General features: G+C 67.1%; 12 protein-coding genes. 2 read left to right on the top strand and 10 right to left on the bottom strand.

Features of this window, described 5'->3' with window-relative positions; translation table 11 throughout:
• Positions 1-115 precede the first annotated feature (115 nt).
• Positions 116-1,084, top strand: coding sequence for a crotonase/enoyl-CoA hydratase family protein (locus WFK98_RS02700; RefSeq protein ID WP_336799191.1), 969 nt, complete (start codon positions 116-118; stop codon positions 1,082-1,084).
• A gap of 47 nt (positions 1,085-1,131) precedes the next feature.
• Here the strand turns inward: WFK98_RS02700 and WFK98_RS02705 are convergent, their stop codons facing one another.
• The 10 genes from WFK98_RS02705 to WFK98_RS02750 form a co-directional block, all read right to left on the bottom strand.
• The gene (locus WFK98_RS02705) at positions 1,132-3,642 is read right to left on the bottom strand and encodes a sensor histidine kinase (protein WP_336799192.1); all 2,511 of its coding nucleotides are present in this window, start codon (positions 3,640-3,642) and stop codon (positions 1,132-1,134) included.
• A complete protein-coding gene (locus tag WFK98_RS02710; RefSeq protein ID WP_266339293.1) occupies positions 3,626-5,797 on the bottom strand; it encodes a GGDEF/EAL domain-containing response regulator in 2,172 nt (723 codons plus the stop codon). The genes WFK98_RS02705 and WFK98_RS02710 overlap by 17 nt, the downstream gene beginning before the upstream one ends.
• Positions 5,798-6,138: 341 nt before the next feature.
• A complete protein-coding gene (locus WFK98_RS02715) occupies positions 6,139-6,495 on the bottom strand; it encodes a YcgJ family protein (protein ID WP_336799193.1) in 357 nt (118 codons plus the stop codon).
• 14 nt (positions 6,496-6,509) lie between these two features.
• The gene (locus tag WFK98_RS02720; RefSeq protein ID WP_266339295.1) at positions 6,510-9,650 is read right to left on the bottom strand and encodes an efflux RND transporter permease subunit; all 3,141 of its coding nucleotides are present in this window, start codon (positions 9,648-9,650) and stop codon (positions 6,510-6,512) included.
• 4 nt (positions 9,651-9,654) lie between these two features.
• A complete protein-coding gene (locus WFK98_RS02725) occupies positions 9,655-10,767 on the bottom strand; it encodes an efflux RND transporter periplasmic adaptor subunit (RefSeq protein ID WP_266339296.1) in 1,113 nt (370 codons plus the stop codon).
• 226 nt (positions 10,768-10,993) lie between these two features.
• Positions 10,994-12,622, bottom strand: coding sequence for an ABC transporter ATP-binding protein (locus WFK98_RS02730; protein ID WP_336799194.1), 1,629 nt, complete (start codon positions 12,620-12,622; stop codon positions 10,994-10,996).
• Entirely contained in the window at positions 12,619-13,482 is an 864-nt protein-coding gene (locus tag WFK98_RS02735; RefSeq protein WP_266339298.1) for an ABC transporter permease, read from the bottom strand. Before WFK98_RS02735 ends, WFK98_RS02730 begins: the two co-directional genes overlap by 4 nt.
• Positions 13,479-14,459: an ABC transporter permease gene (locus tag WFK98_RS02740; protein WP_336799195.1), complete on the bottom strand. Its 981-nt coding sequence runs from the start codon at positions 14,457-14,459 to the stop codon at positions 13,479-13,481. The genes WFK98_RS02735 and WFK98_RS02740 overlap by 4 nt, the downstream gene beginning before the upstream one ends.
• Positions 14,456-16,105 (bottom strand): ABC transporter substrate-binding protein, encoded by a 1,650-nt coding sequence (locus WFK98_RS02745; protein WP_336799196.1) that lies wholly within the window; start codon positions 16,103-16,105, stop codon positions 14,456-14,458. The genes WFK98_RS02740 and WFK98_RS02745 overlap by 4 nt, the downstream gene beginning before the upstream one ends.
• A 126-nt stretch (positions 16,106-16,231) precedes the next feature.
• Positions 16,232-17,638, bottom strand: a complete 1,407-nt coding sequence (locus tag WFK98_RS02750) for an LLM class flavin-dependent oxidoreductase (protein WP_336799197.1) — start codon at positions 17,636-17,638, stop codon at positions 16,232-16,234.
• A 337-nt stretch (positions 17,639-17,975) separates the two neighbouring features.
• On the opposite strand from WFK98_RS02750, the gene WFK98_RS02755 reads away from it, so the two are divergent.
• On the top strand, positions 17,976-19,202 hold the full coding sequence (locus tag WFK98_RS02755; protein ID WP_266339302.1) for an acyl-CoA dehydrogenase family protein: 1,227 nt from the start codon (positions 17,976-17,978) through the stop codon (positions 19,200-19,202).
• Positions 19,203-19,231 lie beyond the last annotated feature (29 nt).

The raw sequence follows: 19,231 nt of genomic DNA on the forward strand, positions 1-19,231 counted from the left end.
GGCCGCTACTTTCTCATTCTCGTCGCGTGTCGTGGGCCTAATGTATTGGAGGGTGTCCTAGCGGCACTCTCACGCGTGGCGTTCTTGCTGATTAGTTCAAAAATGGAGACAAAAGATGACTGCCCTTCAAATGAATAGTGCACCGATTGCTTTTAACGCCATGTCGGTCGGCGCCGGAAACCCGCCCGCGCCCGAGGCCGTGCGGGCGATCCGCGATATCGGCTACGACAATCTTCATATCGATATCGACACAACCAATTCGACCTGCTGGTGCTACATGGACCCGGTCGACAAGCCCTCCTACACCCATGAACTGATGCACGACATCAGCCGGATGCAGACGGCGATCACCCAGACCTTCTCGAAGCTGCCGACCCAGGCCGACGCGCCGTTCTCCTGGTTCGTCATGGCCTCGGCGGTGCCGGGCATCTACAATCTCGGCGGCGATCTCGGCCATTTCGCGCAGCGGATCCGCAGCCGGGACCTCGATGCGATGCGCCACTACGGCCATGTCGCCGTCGAGGCCATCCACCGCAATGCCGTGGCATTCGATGCGCCGGTCGTCACCATGGCGCTGGTGCAGGGCGACGCGCTCGGCGGCGGCTTCGAGCACGCCCTGTCCTTCGACCTGATCGTGGCCGAGCGGAGCGCCAAGATGGGCCTGCCGGAAATCCTCTTCAACATGTTCCCCGGCATGGGTGCCTACAGCTTCCTGTCCCGCCGCATGCCGCGCGACAAGGCCGAGGCGCTGATCCTCTCGGGCCGCATCCATACGGCCGAAGAGCTTTACGAGATGGGCGTGGTGGATGTCCTCGCCGAGGACGGCCAGGGCCAGGCGGCCGTGCTCGACTACATCGCCCGCCACAACCGCAAGCACAACGCGCATCACGCCATGTACCGGGCCCGGCGTCGGGTCAATCCGGTGACGCTCTCGGAACTGATCGACGTCGTCGACATCTGGGCGGAAGCGGCGCTCAACCTGACGGAAGCCGACCTGCGCAAGATGGATCGTCTCTGCTCGGCCCAGAACCGGCGCCTCGCCAGCCTGCAATCGGACGTTTCCGTTCTCGTGGCTGCCGAGTGAGGTCGATTGGCGATGCGCCCGCGGGCGCATCGCCAGCCGCCGGAAATTCAGCCCAGTCCGGCTTCGCGCCCCGAATAGAGGCGCATGGCTTTCTGGGTCCGCCGTAACTCGGCCCTTGCCTGCCGGGTGAACTCGGTCGCACTCGCCCGCAGTTCCTCGCCGCGCAGGTCCCGCCAGGGCCTGCAGATGCTGCCGAGGGCGAGAGCGCCCATGTTTGCCGAACTGCTCTGCAGCGCGTGGTCGTCGCTGCGGAATGCTTCCAGGTCGCCCCGCGTCGCGCTCTTCGCCAGCCTGTCCAGCATGATCTCGGCGTCGGCGAGGTAATCCTCCATGAGCTCGCTGACGAACTCGGCGTTGCCGAGCCGTTGCAGCCGCTCGACCGCCTTCTCGTCCAGCGTCGGCAGGATGTTGGAGCGCACCAGGGTCAGGCGTGTCTCGGGCCGCGCCGAGGGATCGGAGCCGTCGCCGGTGATCCGCTCGATCGCCGCGAGCAGCGCAGCCGGTTCGACCGGCTTGATCAGGCAGTCATCCATGCCCGCGTCGCGCCAGCGGCTGTCGTTGAGCGCGGTCGCATCGGCGGTCAGGCCAACGATCGGCAATCTGCGGCTGCCGGTCGCCATCACGCGGTAGAGCTTGGTCGCCTCCAGCCCGTCCGTGTCGGGCATGTTGAAGTCCATCAGCACGATGTCGATCTGGTCGGCCTTTTCCTCCAGCAGGTCGAGCGCCTGGTCGCCGGTCTCCGCCAGCAGGACGGAATGGCCGGCCCCTTCGAGGATGCGCGAGAAGACCCGCTGGTTGATGCGGTTGTCGTCGGCGAGCATCACGCGGCGTGGCCGGATGGGGCGGATGGGTCGTGGCGCGGCGGCATGCTGCGGGGCGGCCATCGGCGCCGGCGTGTTCAGCCGGCAGGCGATCGTCAGCGCGCGCCGCAGCTCGGCCGTCGTCGGGTGGTCGGAGAGGAGGCTGGTGCAGCGTTGCCGCGTGGCGAGGCCGGGCAGCGTGGGTGCGGCCTCCGGCTGGATCAGGACGCCCTTGGTCGGCGCGCCGGTCGCGACCGCGAAGGGTAGGGGCAGGTTGCGGCCGTTCGGCTCGAAGAGCAGGCGGATCGCATTGGCGGCCTCGGGCGGGAACATGCGCGCCGGGCCGAGCAGCGGGTCGGCCATCATCGGCTTCACCCCGAGCGACGAAAGCGCGCCGACCAGATCCTCCAGCGGCGCGGCATCGCGGCAGACAAGGACGACGCCGCGCTCGCGCCAGGGTTCGTCGACCGCCAATCCCTCGTCCGGCAGCGTCGAGGTGACGATGTCGAAGCGGAACGTACTGCCTTCGCCGAGCGCGCTCTCGACAGAGATGGAGCCGCCGAGCAGGCCGACCAGCCGCCGGGCGATGGCGAGGCCGAGCCCGGTTCCGCCGAAGCGGTTCATGATGCTGGCATTGGCCTGCGTGAAATCCTCGAAGATCCGCTCCTGGTCCTTCGGGGCGATGCCGATGCCGGTATCGGTGATTTCCATCGTCAGCCGGAGCCGGCCGTCTTCCTCCGGCTGGCCGTCGACCGCGATGGTCACGCCGCCGTCGCGGGTGAATTTCACGGCGTTGCCGACGAGATTGACCAGGATCTCGTGCAGGTGCTGCCGGCTGCCATAGAGCCGCAGCGGGGTGCGCGGCGTGACGTGGATATCGAAGCTCAGGCCGCGCTCGCGCACCTGGCTCTCGACGAGCCGGCGTGAATCGACCAGCAGGGCGATCAGGTCGATCTCTCCGTTCGAAACCGGCATCCGGCCCGCCTCGATGCGCGAGAGATCGAGCAGGCTGTTGATCAGCGATTGCAGCGAGCGGGAGGCGACCTCGACCGTCTCGACCATGTCGCGCTGCTCGGCGACGAGCGGGCTGGCGCGCAGCAGGCCCGTCATGCCGACGATGGCGGTGAGCGGAGTGCGCAATTCGTGGCTGACGCTGGCGAGGAAGAGGCTCTTGGCCTGGCTCGCCTCCTCGGCGGCCTGCGTCGCCAGCGACAGCTTGCGGATCAATGTGCCGGCATAGGCGGGCAGGATGACGAGCCCGCCAAGCAGGCCGACCGACAGGTGCCAGCGCTGGAACCAGAACGGCGTCGTCATCACCACGATGCCAAAACAGATGGTGGCGACCGGAATGGCGATGGCGAGCGATGTGAGGCCGAAGCGGAAGCCGTTGCCGAAGATCACCCAGAGATAGATTGGGAAGAACAGGGCGGCGACCTCGCCGCCGAGATGGAGCTGCCAGGAGAGGAAGCCGCAATCCATCACCAGCGCGAAGAAGCGGCGCCCGCGCGAGACGCCCGGATAGATCAGGATGTGGGCGAGCACCGCCAGAGCGAGCGGGATGTAGAGCGCCATCACGTCCAGCGCATAGCCCATGTCGCCGCTGCCGCGGTTCACCAGCAGCACGATGACGATGATGATGGCGAAGACGAGCCGGTTAAAGCTCATCTCGTGTTCGCTGTCGGGGCGCTCCCGCAGCCGCGCCATCACGCCACGGAAGGGCGCGGCCAGCGCCTGGAGGAACCTAGTCGGCGCGCGCATGCTCTGTCTCCGTCGCCCCAAACGAGGGGCCGGAGCTTGCCCGGCCATGTCGCGCCACCCAGGCGACGAAGGCATCGGGCGGGAGCGGTCCGCTGAAATGGTAGCCCTGCACCTCGTCGCATCCTTCCAGACGCAGGAGCGAGAGCTGGGCCTCCGTTTCGACGCCTTCGGCGAGGACCTGCAGGTTCAGGATGTGGCCAAGGTCGATGATGGTTCGCACGATCGCGAGCGCGCTCGGATCGCTACCGAGATCCTGGACGAAGGACCGGTCGATCTTCAGCCGGTGCAGCGGGAAGCTGCGCAGGTAGCTTAGCGACGAATAGCCGGTGCCGAAATCGTCCACCGACAGGGTGACGCCGAGCGATCGCAGGACGTGCATCTGCTTGACGATCTGCTCGTCATGGCCGAGCAGGATGCCCTCGGTGAGTTCCAGTTCCAGCGATGTGGGCCGCATGCCGCTTGCCCGCAGCGCGTCCTTCACAAGGCCCTCGACACCCTGGCGGCGGAACTGGATCGGCGACATGTTGACGGCAATGCGCAGGTCGCCCAAGCCGATCGCCTCCCACGCCGCGCCCTGGCGGCAGGCTTCGTTCAGCACCCATTCGTTGATCGGCAGGATCAGGCCGGTCTCTTCGGCGAGGCCGAGGAAGGAGCCGGGCGCCAGCAGGCCGCGTTGCGGATGCTGCCAGCGCAGCAGCGCCTCGGCGCCCACGATCTTCTGGCTGCGGAGATCGACCTGCGGCTGGTAGAACAGCACGAATTCCTGGCGCGAGAGCGCGCCGCGCAGTTCGGTCTCGAGATGGGCGGTCTGGCTGGCGCGCGGGCGCATGTCGGCGGCGAAGAAACGCCAGGTGCCGCCGCCCAGCGACTTCGCCAGGTACATGGCCTGGTCGGAGTTCTTCAGCAACTCGTCCGGGTCGGTGCCGTCGAGGGGAGCCAGCGTGACGCCGATGCTCGCGCCGATATTGAGGGCGAGGGGGCTGTCTTCCGTGCTGTTCAGGAGGGCGAGGATCGACTCCGCAAGCCGGCCGGCATCTTCCGGTCCGTCGATGTCCGGCTGCAGGATGGCGAATTCGTCGCCGCCGAGGCGCGCTACCGTATGGTCCTCGCCGACCAGGGTCCGCAGGGCTTCGGCGACCCGCTGCAGCAGCGCGTCGCCGCGATGGTGGCCATGGGCGTCGTTCACCGCCTTGAAGCGGTCGAGATCGATGAAATGCAGCGCGAAGTTCTGGTCGCCGCGACGGCCGCGCGCAAGTTCGCGGCGCAGATGGTCGCGCAGCATCACCCGGTTGGGCAGGCCGGTGAGCGGATCGTGGTTGACGATATGGAGCAGGCGCCGCTCGGCGTGGCGCTGTTCGGTGATGTCGATCGAGGTCGAGAGCACGCTGGCGATCTCGCCCATGCCGTCATAGAGCGGCGCCTTGCTGGTCAGGTAGATGCGGTGCTCGCCGTCGGGCGCCCAGACATCCTCCTGGCGCGGCGGCATGGCGCGACCGGTCTTGAGCACGAGCTGGTCGAGGCGACGGCTGATATGAGCGCGGTCCTCGCCGAGAAGCGCCTCGATCGGCTGGCCGACCAGATCCGCGGGAGCCTTGCCGAAGAAGGCGGCCTGGTGCGCGTTGACGAAGACGCAGCGCCCGTCGCGGTCGGTCGCATTGATCATCGCTGGCACGGTATCGATCACCTGCGCGAGCGCTTCGCGGCTCTCGCGCAGCAGCTGTTCCTTGGCGTGCAGGCTGATTTCGAGCTGGTCGGCGCGCTTCGAGATCAGCAATTGCTGCGCCCGCAGCTTCAGCAGGTTCTTGGCCCGAGCCAGGAATTCGACATGGTCGACGGGGCTCAGCAGGAAGTCGGTCGCTCCCGCCTCGAGCGCGGTGACGCGGAACTCCTGGTCGCTATAGGCCGTGACGACGATGATCGGGACGTCCCAGTTGCGGACGTCGGTCCGGATGGCGGCGGTCAGGTCCGCGCCGGTCATGTCGGGCATCTTGTAGTCGGTGATGATCAGGTCGGCGGTGTTCTCCGTCATCCACTCCAGCGCCTTGCGCGGATTCCCGAAAGCGCGGATGTCGAGTTCGGATTCGAGCTGTCTCGCCAGCTTTGAATAGATGCGCTGATTGGTCGAGCTGTCGTCGACGATGACTATCTTGGGCATCAGGGCTGGCGCCTCGGAAACACAGAAGTTCTCTTATCGGTTCATGGGCACGATGCGCTTCATGAACCGCGCTAGACGACAGTTCGCTGGAATCGGCCACGGGACGTGGCCGAATATGGTTTATCATGTGTACGCCCGCCATGGGGCAAGTGGTAGCCTCGGCTTGCCCAGATTTGAATTTTTTCAAAGTGTTGCTCCGGGTCGCCTAGCTGGACTTAGGTTCTTCGGCGACGAAACTCCCGCTACGGAAGGAGAAGGCTCGCTAAACCGCCCGCCAAATGCGTTCGGCCGGGCAGTGCGCCGCCCGGCCGGGACAGGAATCCGTCGATGGGGAGGAAAGGCTAAGGCTTGCCGAGCAGGGCCGCCGTCGCCTTCGGGTCGACCGGACCGCGCTTGCCGTTGCTGTCGAAGTAACGGTCCTTGTAGCAGCTTCGCTCCGACGTATCGCAGAACACCCCGTTGTCGAAGGTGAAGCGGGTCGCGTCGAAATCGCCCTGCGAGAACAGTTTCCTGGCGGCGGCCCTGCCGAGATAGCGCGTCGTCAGCTCACGCGAGATCCCGGCCTTGTCGGCGCACAGGTAGTGGTCGCAGAGAACCCCGGCGCGCGGCGACTTCAGGCCCTTCTGCGGCGCTGCGAGCGACGGCGTCGCGCCTGCCAGCGCCAGCGCTGCAATTGCGAGAATGGCGGCTTTCCGCATCTCCGGTCCCTTCGTCATTCGCCGTCGGAAGCGGCGCGTGGCACGATCGAGGGCCGTGCCCGCTCGCGCAGACCCTGGAAGATCACATAGAGCGCGGGGATCGCGAAGATGCCGATCAGCGAGGCCGCGAGCATGCCGCCGAAGACCGGCGTGGAAACATGGCGTCGCGCCAGCATCGCCGCGCCGGTCCCGAAGACGAGCGGCACCAGGCCGAGGATGAAGGCGAAGGATGTCATCATCACCGGGCGGAAGCGCAGCCGCGCGCCCTCGATCGCCGCCTCGAGCAGCGGCATGCCGTGCTCGCGCCGCTCCTTGGCGAACTCGACGATCAGGATGCCGTTCTTGGCGGCGAGGCCGATCAGCACGATCAGGCCGATCTGGGCGTAGAGATCGAGCGTCAGCCTTCCAACCAGGATGGCGAAGAAGGCGCCGAGCACCGCGACCGAGACCGAGAGCAGCACCGGCACCGGAATGGTCCAGCTCTCGTAGAGCGCCACCAGGAACAGGAAGGCGAAAAGCACGGCGAAGCCGAGGATGATGCTGGTCTGCCCTTCGGCCTTCTTTTCCTGGAACGCGATGTCGGTCCAGGCGCCACCATAGCCGGCCGGAAGCGACTTGGCGGCGACTTCCTCCATCGCGGCGAGCGCCTGGCCGGACGAGACGCCAGGCGCCGGAGCACCCTGCACGGTGACGGCGAGCTTGTTGTTGTAGCGGATCAGCGCCTGCGGGCCGAGCACCAGCCTCGGCTCGACCAGGCTGCGCAGCGCGATCATCTCGCCGGTCCGGCTGCGCACATTGATGCGATCGATGTCGGTGATCGCACGGCGGTCCTGCGCTTCGGCCTGGACCTGGACCTGCCAGGTGCGGCCGAACAGATTCATGTCGTTGACATAGCCGCCGCCGAGCGAGGTCTGCAGCGCCTGGAAGATCGACGAGATGTCGACGCCGAGGATCTCGGCCTTGTCGCGGTCGATGTCGAGATAGATCGACGGGTTCGAGGCGGAGAAGGACGAGAAGACGTTGGAGAGGCGCGGATCCTGGTTGGCCGCGACCAGCAGGCCGCGCAGCGTCTGCGCCAGCGCCGTCGGGTCGCTGCTGGAGAGCGAGCGCAGCATGTAGGTGAAACCACCGCCGGTGCCGAGGCCGATGATCGGCGGCGGGGCGAGCGGCAGCGCGAAACCGCCCGAGATGGTGCGGAGCTTGGGCCCGAGCCGCTGGATCGCCGCCGCCGCCGATTGATCGGCGCCCTTGCGCTCCTCGAACGGTTTCAGCGTGGCGATGACGAAGGCGGCGTTCGGCTGCGAATAGCCGTCGACGAAGTTGAAGCCGATGATCGAGGAGGTGTCGGCGATGGTCTCTTCCTGCTTCAGGATCGCCTCGACCTCGGCGACGGCCGCGCTGGTGCGTCCGACCGAGGCGCCGTCCGGCGTCTGCACGACGACGAAGAAGGCGCCCTGATCCTCTTCCGGCAGGAAGCCGGTCGGCGTCACTCCGTTCAGCACGTAGATGCCGATGGCGGAGGCGACCACCATGACGATGCCGATGATCGAGATGCGAAGCAGCCGAGCGACGACCGAACCATAGGCGTCGCGGACATGGTCGATGCCGCGCATCAGCGCGCCGATCGGGCCGCGACGGGGACCGTGGCGCGGCTTCAGCAGGATGGCGCAGAGCGCCGGCGACAGGGTCAGCGCGTTGATGGCCGAAAGCAGCATCGAGACGGCGACCGTGACCGCGAACTGGCGGAACAGCTCGCCGGTGATGCCGGGAATGAAGGCCACCGGCACGAACACCGAGAGCAGGACGAGCGTGATGCCGATGATCGGCGCCGTGATCTCGCCCATGGCCGCCTTGGTGGCTTCACCGGGCGTCAGGTGGGGCTCGGCCTCCATCTTGGCCTCGACCGCCTCGACCACGACGATGGCGTCGTCGACGACGATACCGATGGCGAGCACGAGGGCGAGCAGCGACACCGTATTGGCGGAATAGCCGATCGCGTTCAGCACGATGAAGGTGCCGATCAGGCTGACCGGCACGGCGATCGTCGGGATCAGCGTGGCGCGCAGATTGCCGAGGAAGAGGAACACCACCAGCACGACGAGCACGAAGGCCTCGAACAGCGTGTGCTCGACGATGTCGATCGTGGCGGTGACGAAGGTGGTGGGATCGTAGGTGACGCTCCAGGTCAGATCGTCCGGGAACTGCTTCTGCGCTTCGGCCAGCCTCTCCTTGACGGCGGCGAGCGTCGTCAGGGCATTGGCGCCGGGCGACTGGTAGATTCCGATCAGCGTCGCCGGCTGGCCGTTCAGGCGGGTGGAGCGGTCGAGATTGGCGGCGCCGAGCTCGACGCGGGCCACGTCCGAAAGGCGCAGCACCGATCCGTCCGAATTGGTGCGGATGATGATGTCATTGAACTCGTCGACCGAGGAAAGCCGGCCCTTGGTCTGGATGTTGAGCTGGAGCTGCTGGTCGTCGGAGATCGGGCGCGCGCCGATGCGGCCGACGGCCGCCTGCACGTTCTGGCCCTGGATCGCCTGGACGATGTCAGCGGTGGTGAGCCCGAGGCCGGTCAGCCGGTCCGTCTGCACCCAGGCGCGGACGGCATAATCCTGCGGTCCAAACAGCGTCGCCTGACCGACGCCCGGCGTCGAGCGGATCTCGTCGAGCAGGTTGATCGTGGCGTAGTTCGAGATGAACAACTGGTCGTGCGTGCCCTTTGGCGACGTCAGCGCGATCACGCCCAGCATCGCGGAGGACTGCTTCTTGACGGTCACGCCCTGCCGTTGCACGTCCTGCGGCAGCTTGGAGAGCGCCACCTGGACGCGGTTGTTGACGTTGACGGTATTGATGTCGGCGTCCGAGCCGAGCTCGAACGACACGGTCAGCGTATAGCTGCCGTCATTGCCCGACACGCTCTTCATGTAGATCGACCTGTCGACGCCGACGATCTGGCTTTCGAGCGGCTGGGCGACGGTCGATTCCACCACCGAGGCCGAGGCACCGGGATAGAAGGTCGTCACCGACACCTGCGGCGGCACGATGTCGGGATACTGGGCGATCGGGATCGCGAAGAGGGAGAGCAGGCCTGCGATCACCGTCACCAGGGCGATGACGATCGCGAAGCGCGGCCGGTCGACGAACAATGCGGAGATCATCGTCTTAGCTCGCCTTCGGCAGGACGGGGGCCGGATAGGTCGAGACCGGCGCGCCGGGGCGCACCGTCGCGAGGCCTTCGACGATTACCTGGTCGCCCGGCGACAGGCCGGTCTCGACGCTGGCGTTCATGTTGACCTCGCGCCCGAGGGTGACCCGGCGGACGGCAGCCTTGCCGTCCTCGACCACGAAGACATAGAAGCCCTGCTGGTCGGCGAGCAGCGCCGATTGCGGCACCAGGATCTTCTCGACCGGCTTTTCGAGCTCGATCGTCACCTTGACCAGCTGGCCGTCGATGAGGCGGCCATTCGGATTTGCCACTTCCGCCCGCATCGTCACGCTGTCGGTGGCGCGGTCGACGGAGACGTCGATGAAGTCGATCTTGCCGGGATGGTCGTAGGCCGAGCCATCCGAAAAGCGGATGAGCGCCGTCAGTTCCTGCTTGGCGGCGGTGCGGTCGTCGCTCTTCAGCTTCAGGAATTCGCGCTGGCTGACCGGGATGATCACATGCATCGGATCCTGGCTGACGATGGTCGTCAGCACGCCGCGGTCCGGGCCGACGACATTGCCCTTGGTCACGGCGGTGCGGCCGATCAGGCCGGAGATCGGCGATTTGATCTCCGTGTAGCCGAGGTCGATCTGGGCGGTCTGGACATTCGCTTCGCCGATCTGGACATTGCCCTTGGCGGTCAGTTGCTCGGCGAGGCGCTGGTCACGCGTCGCGGCGGTGCCGGTCTGGGTCTTCAGCAGTTCTTCGGCGCGTGCATATTGCTGGTCGGCATAGGCCGACTGGCCGCGGGCCTGGTCGAGCGCGCCCTGCGCGCGCGAAAGCGCCGCCTGGAACGGTTCCGGCTCGATCCGGTAGAGCAGGTCGCCTTCCTTGACCGTCTGGCCGTCCTCGAACAGCACGTCCTGCAGGAAGCCGGTGACGCGGGCGCGGACATCGACCCGTTCGCGCGCCTCGATGCGGCCGACGAATTCCTTGGCCGGGTTGATGGGCTGCGGCGTCGCTGCCAGCGTGCCGACCCGGACAGTCGCTGCATCCTGCGCCGTTGCCGGCCCTGCGACCGAGAGACCTCCGACCAGAACTGCCGCCATCGCGACGAGCTGCATCTTCATCTTGTGCGATATCCTGTTCGAGCATGACGACAGCCGCCGAGATCATCCCCGAAGCGGCGGGATCATCTCGGCGTTCCGAGCACCCTAGGGCTCGCGACGTAAAGAATTACTTTAAGAATACAGGCAAGCCGCCGGGGCTCTCTTTGAGTTTTGTTGCCGGCTTGCAGAAATTGGCCTTGTCGGCCTGGCCTTCGGCAATGAAGAGTCCGTAGCGCGCCTAAGGCGACTAGAATGGCGGCGCTGCGCCCGAACCGGGAAGATGCGGCGCGGAAGCGAGCAGGCGGCGCGTGAATTCGTGCTGCGGATTGGCGAACAGATCTTCTGTCGCGCCGCGCTCGATGACCTTGCCGTCCAGCATCACCACGACCTCGTCGCTGACTTCGCGAATGACGCCGAGATCGTGCGAGATGAACAGATAGGAGACGCCCAGTTCGTCCTGCAATTCGCGCAGGAGGTCGAGCACCTGGGCCTGGACGGAGACGTCGAGCGCCGAGACGGGTTCGTCGCAGACGATCACCTTCGGGTTCGAGGCAATGGCGCGGGCGATGGCGATGCGCTGGCGCTGGCCGCCGGAAAGCTGCAACGGCCAGCGGCTGGCGTAATCCGCTGGAAGCCGTACCTTCTCCAGCAGCGATGCGATCCGCTCGGTATGCTGGCGGCGCGGCAGTCCGCCGGCTTCGAGCGCATCGGCGAGGATCCGCCCGACATTCCAGCGCGGGTCGAAGGAACTGAGCGGATCCTGGTAGATCACGCCAAAATGCGGCCGCTGCGGCCGGCGCTCCCGCTCGGGGACGGCGTCTTTTCCGGCTGCGTTCCAGCGGCTGCCGTCGAAGGTAACTTCACCCTGGTCGGGTCCGACGAGGCCGAGCGCGATCCGCGCCGCCGTCGTCTTGCCCGAGCCGGATTCGCCGACGATTCCCAGCGTCTGGCCGGAGCGGAGCGTGAAGCTGACGTCGTCGACGACGCGGCGATCCTGCCGATCGGGCCCGACATAGGTCTTGGACAGCCCTGAGGCTTCCAGCACGATGTGCGCATTGGCGGCACTGGCGGCGGCGCGGGCCTTGTGCCGCCGTGCGCCGGGGACCGAGCCGAGCAGCAGGCGGGTATAGGCGTGGCTTGGCTGGCCGAGCACGATGTCGGTCGGGCCCTGTTCGACGACGTCGCCCTGGTGCATGACGACCACCTCGTCGGCGATCTGCGAGACGACGGCGAGGTCGTGGCTGATGATCAGCAGGCCGCTGCCGCGCTGCTTCACCGCTTCCAGAACTCTGAGGATCTGCGCCTGTACGGTGGTGTCGAGCGCGGTGGTCGGTTCGTCGGCAATGACGATGGCCGGATCGAGCGCCAGAGCGGTCGCGATCAGCGCGCGCTGGCGCAGGCCGCCGGAAAGCTGGTCGGGCCGCTGGCGGGCGCGGAGCTGCGGCTCCGGGATGCCGACGAGATCGAGCAGTTCCAGCATGCGCTGCCGCCGGGTCTCGCGGTTGCCCCAGCCATGCGCGGCGAGCGCCTCGATGAGTTCGTCGCCGACGGGCCGCAGCGGATCGAGCGAGACCAGCGCGTCCTGCAGGACGAAGCCGATATCCTTGCCGCGCAGGCCGCGCCATTGCCGGTCGCCGAGCCGGCGCAGGTCTCTATTGCCAAACTGCAGCCGTTTTGCCGAGATGCCGGCGCCGCTGCCGGCCAGTCCCACCAGCGTGCGCGCGGTGACGCTCTTGCCGGAGCCGGATTCGCCGACCAGCGCCACGGCCTTGCCGGGCTCGACGGTGAAGGAAATGTCGTGGACGACGCGGCGACGGCTCGCGCCATGGCCAAGCTCGACGGAGAGTCCGTCGACGATCAGGGACGATCCGCTCATGCGCCGCGTCCTTCCAGCCGGCGCTGCAGATAGCGGCCGAAGACGGTGGTGGCGAGGGTCGTCAGCACGATGAAGAAGCCGGGGAAGAAGGTCAGCCACCAGGCGCGCTGCACGAAATCGCGGCCCATGGCGAGCATGGTGCCCCATTCCGCCGCCGGGGGCTTGGCGCCGAGGCCGAGGAAGGAAAGCGCCGAGGACCAGACGATCGCCTGGCCGATGCCCATGGTGATGGTGACGATCAGCGGCCGCATGGCGTTGGGCAGGATCTGCCGCGCGATGGTGCGGATCGGCGGATGACCGAGCGCGCGCGCCGCTTCGACATAGCCGGCATTGCGGGCGGCGATCACCTGTCCGAGCACCATCCGGGCGTAGCCTGGCGCCGTGCCGATGCCGGTCGCGATGATCAGCGGGCCGATGCCGCTGCCGAGATGGGCGGCGAAAAGCAGCGCCAGGATCAGTGTCGGGAAGGAGAACAGCACGTCGAGCAGCCAGGAGACGGCACGCTCGGCGAAGCGGCCGCCCAAGCCGCCGATCAGGCCGAGCACGATGGCGACGCTCATCGATAGCGCCACGGCGCCGATGCCGAGCAGCAGCGACTGGCGCGCGCCATAGATGACGCGGGTGAAGATGTCCCGGCCGGACTGGTCCGTGCCGAAGACATGGACCCAGCTCGGGGGCTGGAATGCTTCGCGCGGCGCGATCGCCAGCGGGTTGGCGGCGGTGAACAGGCGCGGCTCGATGGCGGCCAGCGCCAGGGCGAGCAGGAACACGCCGGCGAGGATCGCTCGCAGCGGCGGCAGTCGAAGGGCCGGCAGCCGCCAGGCGCCGGAGCGGATCGAGAGCGTGTCGGAAAAGCTCATCGCGTGGCTGCCTTGATACGGGGATCGACGAGGACGAAGAGGATGTCGGCGATGGTGCTGGCGAGGATGTAGACGACCGTCACCACCAGCGTGACGCCAATGGTCAGCGGAATGTCCTGGCGCGTCACGGCCTGATAGAGGATGCGGCCGAGACCCTGCCGCGAGAAGATCACCTCGATGAGCACGGCATTGCCGATCAGCGAGCCCACCGCCCAAGCCGAGAGGCTGATGCCCGGCAGGATGGCGTGGCGAAGCGCATGGCGCAGACGCACCGACAGATCGGACAGGCCGCGCGTGCGGGCCGAGAGGATGAAGGGCTGGTCGAGCACCAGTTCCAGCGACTCCCGCGTGACCTGCGCCAGGAAGCCGGCAAGCGGAATGGCGAGCGCCAGCGTCGGCAGGACGAGGCCGGCGAAGCTGTCGCGGCTTTGCGGGGGAAACCATTTCAGCCCGAAGGCGAAGACCGCGAGCAGGACGAGCGCCAGCCAGAACTGCGGCAGCGCCGCCGCGATCGCTTCGAGCCCGGAGCCGAGGGCGCTCAGGACGCGGTTGCGCCGCGTCGTGCCGATCACCGAGGCGAGGGCGAGGGCCCAGGCGACGATCATCGCAGAAGCCGTCAGTTGCAGTGTCGGCCCGATCTGCTGGGCGATGACGGCGGCTACCGGCTGGCGCTGCGAGAACGAGACGCCGAGATTGCCGGAGACCAGCCGCTCCAGATAGAGGCCGTACTGGACGATGAGTGGCCGGTCGAGACCGAATTCGCGGATGGTGGCGGCGATCGTCTCCGGGCTCGGATTGGCGGTCGGGCCGCCCAGCACGGCGCGGACGGGATCGCCCGGCGTCAGTTTCAGCGCGAAGAAGGTGATCGTCGCCGAGGCGAGCAGCACCAGGATACCGACCAGCACGCGGATCGCCACGCGCCGGCCGAGGCGTCCCAGCCCGTCACCCGATGGAAGAGCCAGGACGCCCGCGCTCATTTGCTGACCCAGGCGTCGTAGAGCGTCGTCACCGACAGCGACGGCTCCAGCCGGACGCCCTGCGCGGTCTTGTAGACGCCGAGGCGAGTGCTCTGCGGATAGGTCAGCACCTGCAGGAAGTTGGAGGCGACGATCTTCTGCGCCTGGTGATAGAGCTCGCGGCGCTTCGCCTCGTCCTGCGTTTCCAGCGCCTTGGCGACGGTCGCGTCGAATTCGGCGTCCTTGAAGCCGGAGGCGTTCTGGTGGTAGCCGCCGGAGCCCGCCGCGCCGATGAACTCGGAGCTCAGCACGATCCGCAGCACGTCGGCCGTGTTGGTGTTCCAGTACGCGCCGATCACGTCGTAGTCCCAGCGCGAATCCCGGTCGAGCCAGTCCGAGAAGCCGACATTTTCGAGCTGGACGTCGAAGCCCGCCTGACCGGCGGTCGCCTGGATCTGCTCCCAGAGCGAGCGGTCGGCCGGGCCCTGGAAGTCTCCGATCGGGATGTGGATGGTGAGCTTCTTGCCGTCCTTGGAGCGGATGCCGGCCGAATCCCGCTCGGTCCAGCCCGCTTCGTCGAGCAGCTTGGCGGCGCGATCGGGATCGTAGTCGTAGAGGCTCTGGAAGTCCGCGGTGGCGAAGGGCGTCACGCTGCTGAGCGGGCCCGGCGCGCGGCGATAGCGGCCGAAGAAGACGCTGTCGAGCGCGGCTCCGATATCGGCCGAACGGATGAAGGCCTCGCGGACGCGGATGTCGTCGAACGGAGCGCGCGTGATGTTGAGGCTGCCATTCGTCGGATTGCCGGGGCGATCGGTGACGATCAGCTTCAGGTCCGGGTTCTGCTCGGCTTCGGCCTCCGATTCCGGCGGCACGGATTCGATGACGTCGACATCGCCGCTGGCGAGCGACGCGTAGCGGACGGACGGCTCCGGAATGAACTTCCAGATGACCTGGTCGAGATAGGCCGGGCCCTGGTGGTCGGCGGTCGGCGGCGCCCAGTTGTAGTCGGGGTTGCGCTCCAGCACGATCTCGCTCTGCCGGTCCCACTTCACCACCTTGAACGGGCCGGAGCCGATCGGGCTTTCGCAATTGACGTTGCGGTCGCGGGCCAGCGCCGCCGGCGCCTGGATGCCGAGGAAGCCCTGCGCCAGCACTTCGAGGAAGGCCGCATAGGGCTTGGAGAGGTGGACGACGGCGGTGAATTCGTCCGGCGTTTCCGTGCTGACATATTGCTGGATGTAGCCGCCGGCGGTCGAGGATTGCGTCGCCGGGTTCTTGATGTGGTCGAGGTTCGCCTTCAGCGCGGCGGCATTGAACTTCTCGCCATTGGTGAAGGTGACGTCGTCGCGGAGCTGGAAGGTGTAGGTCTTGCCGTCCGGCGAGATGGTCCAGCTCTTCGCCAGCCAGGGGCCGATCCGGCCCTGCTTGTCCTGCGAGACGAGCGAATCCGTATATTGCTGGGCGATGAAGACCTGCGGCATGTCGCCGTCGACATGCGGGTCGAGGCAGGTCGGCTCGCGGTCGGTCGCGTAGATCAGCGTGCCGCCCTTGACCGGCGTCGTCGCGTCCTCGGCGCTCGCCTGCGAGATGCCCCCGGCGAGCAGGAACAGGGTGGCGAGGGCGGTGGATCCGCGTGCCAGCGAGGCACGGCGATGGATGCGTTTCATGCTCAGATCGTCCTTTGCTAAGGGCAAGCGGAACCTCGCGCCGTCCATGCTGGGGGCGAGCATCCGGATTGGTGCCGTTCGGGCCCGGTGAAGGTCGCGACAGGCGATGTCAGCGTGTCGGCTTTGTCAGGCGGCTTCTGCGCCGGGTCGTTGCCGCGCCGCGGCCTTCACTGCCTCGATGTCGCGGTAGCGCGCGCCGGGGTGATCGTCCGGCAGATAGGGGCCATCGCCGAAGAGCTTTTCGCGCAGCGTTCCCTCGGCATAGGCGGTCGGATAGGCGTCGCGGCGCTGCAGTTCGGGGACGAGATAGCCGACGATGTCCTCGAACGAGCCCGGCGTGATCGCATAGGCGATGTTGAAGCCGTCGACGTCGGTTTCCGCGACCCAGTCCTGCAGGATGTCGGCGATCGTTTCCGCCGATCCGACGAAGACAGGCCCGGCGCCGCCGATGCCGCCCCAGCGCGCGAGTTCCTCGATCGTCCAGGGGCGGCCGGTTTCCTCGATGGATTCGACCAGCGACGTCAGGCCCTTGGGCGCCACCTGCCGCACCAGGTCGGTTGGCGCGTACTGGCCGAAGTCGATTCCGGTCCAGCCGGACATGAAGACGAGCGAGCCATCATAGGAAGCGTATTCCTGCAGCTTCTCGAACTTCGCCTGCGCCTTGGCGTCCGTCTCGTCGACGATGATGGTGATGAGGTTGTAGACGAGCAGCTTGCGCGGATCGCGTCCCTCGGCCGCGGCGCGGGCGCGGATGTCGGAGACGTAGTTCTTTAGCGCCGGCTTGGTCAGCGCCCCGACGAAGACGCACTCCGCGTTGCGGGAGGCGAAGCGCCGCCCGGCCTCGGACTGGCCGGCCTGGAACAGCAGCGGCGTGCGCTGCGGCGAGGGCTCGCTCAGATGATAGCCCGGCACCTGGAAGTATTTTCCGTGATGGCCGATCTCGTGCACCTTGGCCGGATCGGCGAACAGCCGCCGCTCGCGGTCGCGGAGCACGGCGCCTTCCTCCCAGCTGCCTTCGAGCAGCTTGTAGAGAACCTCGAGATATTCCTCCGCCACATCATAGCGGTTGTCGTGCTGGCGCAGTCCCGCTTCGCCGACATTCTTGGCGCCGCTCTCCAGATAGGAGGTGACGATGTTCCAGGCGACGCGGCCCTTGGTGAGGTGGTCGGCCGTCGAGAGCCGCCGCGCGAAGGTATAGGGATGCTCGAACGAGGTGGAGGCGGTGATGCCGACGCCGATATGCTGGGTGCTGAGGGTGATCGGCAGCGCCAGTTGCAGCGGGTCATTGACCGGGATCTGCGCACCCTGGCGCAAGGCGGCGTCAAGGTCGCCCTTGTAGACATCGTAGTAGCCGATAACGTCGGCAATGAAGATGCTGTCGAAAATTCCCTTCTCCAGCGTTCGTGCCAGATCAGCCCAATATTCGACGTCCTTGTATCGCCAGGATTGATCGTCCGGATGCGCCCAGAGGCCGGGAGACTGATGGCCGACGCAGTTCATCTCGAAGGCATTGAATCGGATGTGTCGAGGCAAAGGGAATTCCTTCGAAATTCATAATATTTGTAAGAAAAGACTAGCGGGGCGCGTTGACCGGTTACAGGCAGCGGGTATCCTTCTTCGCCGCATCCATGGAAATTTCCTCCCCCGCCGGCGGCCTTCGGGGCGATGGATCCGGCGATGGGAATGATTTTTTAGCCCCGTGCCGCAGCGCATGATGGGGTTTCTGTCCGCCTTGGCATCGATCGGATATCGCTGGTGGACGGCTTCCGGGACTGGCGCAACGCCCGTCGACCCGCACCGCCGCTCGCGCGCGGCGCGCAGCCGGCAATCGCGGAAGCCATTCCTTTTCACGCAGGCGAGGACCACAGAGATGACGCAGATCGATGCCGGCTGGGGCGCCGGCCCGAGCGCTTCCTACGAGACGCTGGCCGCGACGTTCCGGCCCGTCTTCCGGCAGATCGCGGCCGGCGCCGTCGATCGCGAGGTGGCGCGTCGGCTGCCCTATGAAGAGCTCGCATTGTTGAAGGTCGCGCGCTTCGGCGCCCTGCGCGTGCCGCGCGAGCAGGGTGGCTTCGGCGCCTCGGTGCCGGAACTCTTCGCCTTGCTGATCGAGTTGTCGGCGGCGGATTCGAACGTCACGCAGGCGCTGCGCGCGCATTTCGGCTTCGCCGAGGAGATCGTCAGCACGCGCTCGAGGGCCTGGCAGGCGAACTGGTTCGAGCGGCTGGTCGCCGGCGACACGGTCGGCAATGCCTGGAGCGAGGTGGGGGAGGCCAAGCAGCTCACCTTCTCGACCCGGCTAGACCGCGATGGCGAGCGCTGGCGGCTGAACGGCACCAAATACTACACGACCGGTTCGCTGTTCGCCGAGTGGATCGACGTCACCGCGACCGGCGAAGACGACAAGCCGGTCGGCGTGCTGGTGCGCTCGGATGCGCCGGGGGTCGAGATCTTCGATGACTGGGACGGCTTCGGCCAGATCGGCACGGCAAGCGGGACAACCGTCTTCACCAATGTCGCCATCGAGCCGGCGCAGCTGGTCGCCGACGAGGGGCGGGTCAGATACGGCCAGGCCTTCTTCCAGCTTATACATCTGGCGACGCTCGCCGGTATCGGCCGGGCGGCGGCGCTCGAACTCGCCGAGGCGGTGGCGGCGCGCACCCGCCATTACAGCAATGGCGCCGGCGCGCGGTCGAGCGAGGATCCGCAGGTGCTGCAGGTGGTCGGCCGCATCCGCGCCGCCGCCTATGCCGCCGGCACGATCGTGCTGAAGGCGGCGGAGGCGGTGCAGCGCGCATTCGAGCGCCGGATCGCCGGCGACGAGGCGGGCGAAGCGGCGGCCGCCGCAATCGCGGATATCGAGGTCGCGCAGGCGCAGGTCATTGTGTCCAGCCTGGTTCTCGATGCCACCGCCTCGGTCTTCGATGCGCTGGGCGCCTCGGCGACGCGGAGGGGCGTGGCGCTCGACCGGTTCTGGCGCAATGCGCGGACGCTGTCGTCTCACAATCCGCGCATCTACAAGGATCGGATCATCGGCGATTTCGCCGTCAATGGCGCCCCGCATCCTGCCCAGTGGCGGATCGGCAAGGTCGCCTGATCCCGCGCTCCCGAAAGAGTGCGCGGCCG

The organism is Kaistia sp. MMO-174 (genome assembly GCF_037147815.1).
GTDB classification, from domain to species: Bacteria; Pseudomonadota; Alphaproteobacteria; order Rhizobiales; family Kaistiaceae; genus Kaistia; species Kaistia nematophila.

Coding starts and splice junctions, on each gene's coding strand:
- WFK98_RS02715 (WP_336799193.1), bottom strand. CDS start 6,495: ATGCGGAAAGCCGCCATTCTCGCAATTGCAGCGCTGGCGCTGGCAGGC.
- WFK98_RS02725 (WP_266339296.1), bottom strand. CDS start 10,767: ATGAAGATGCAGCTCGTCGCGATGGCGGCAGTTCTGGTCGGAGGTCTC.
- WFK98_RS02755 (WP_266339302.1), top strand. CDS start 17,976: ATGACGCAGATCGATGCCGGCTGGGGCGCCGGCCCGAGCGCTTCCTAC.
- WFK98_RS02700 (WP_336799191.1), top strand. CDS start 116: ATGACTGCCCTTCAAATGAATAGTGCACCGATTGCTTTTAACGCCATG.
- WFK98_RS02710 (WP_266339293.1), bottom strand. CDS start 5,797: ATGCCCAAGATAGTCATCGTCGACGACAGCTCGACCAATCAGCGCATC.
- WFK98_RS02740 (WP_336799195.1), bottom strand. CDS start 14,459: ATGAGCGCGGGCGTCCTGGCTCTTCCATCGGGTGACGGGCTGGGACGC.
- WFK98_RS02705 (WP_336799192.1), bottom strand. CDS start 3,642: ATGCGCGCGCCGACTAGGTTCCTCCAGGCGCTGGCCGCGCCCTTCCGT.
- WFK98_RS02730 (WP_336799194.1), bottom strand. CDS start 12,622: ATGAGCGGATCGTCCCTGATCGTCGACGGACTCTCCGTCGAGCTTGGC.
- WFK98_RS02735 (WP_266339298.1), bottom strand. CDS start 13,482: ATGAGCTTTTCCGACACGCTCTCGATCCGCTCCGGCGCCTGGCGGCTG.
- WFK98_RS02745 (WP_336799196.1), bottom strand. CDS start 16,105: ATGAAACGCATCCATCGCCGTGCCTCGCTGGCACGCGGATCCACCGCC.
- WFK98_RS02720 (WP_266339295.1), bottom strand. CDS start 9,650: ATGATCTCCGCATTGTTCGTCGACCGGCCGCGCTTCGCGATCGTCATC.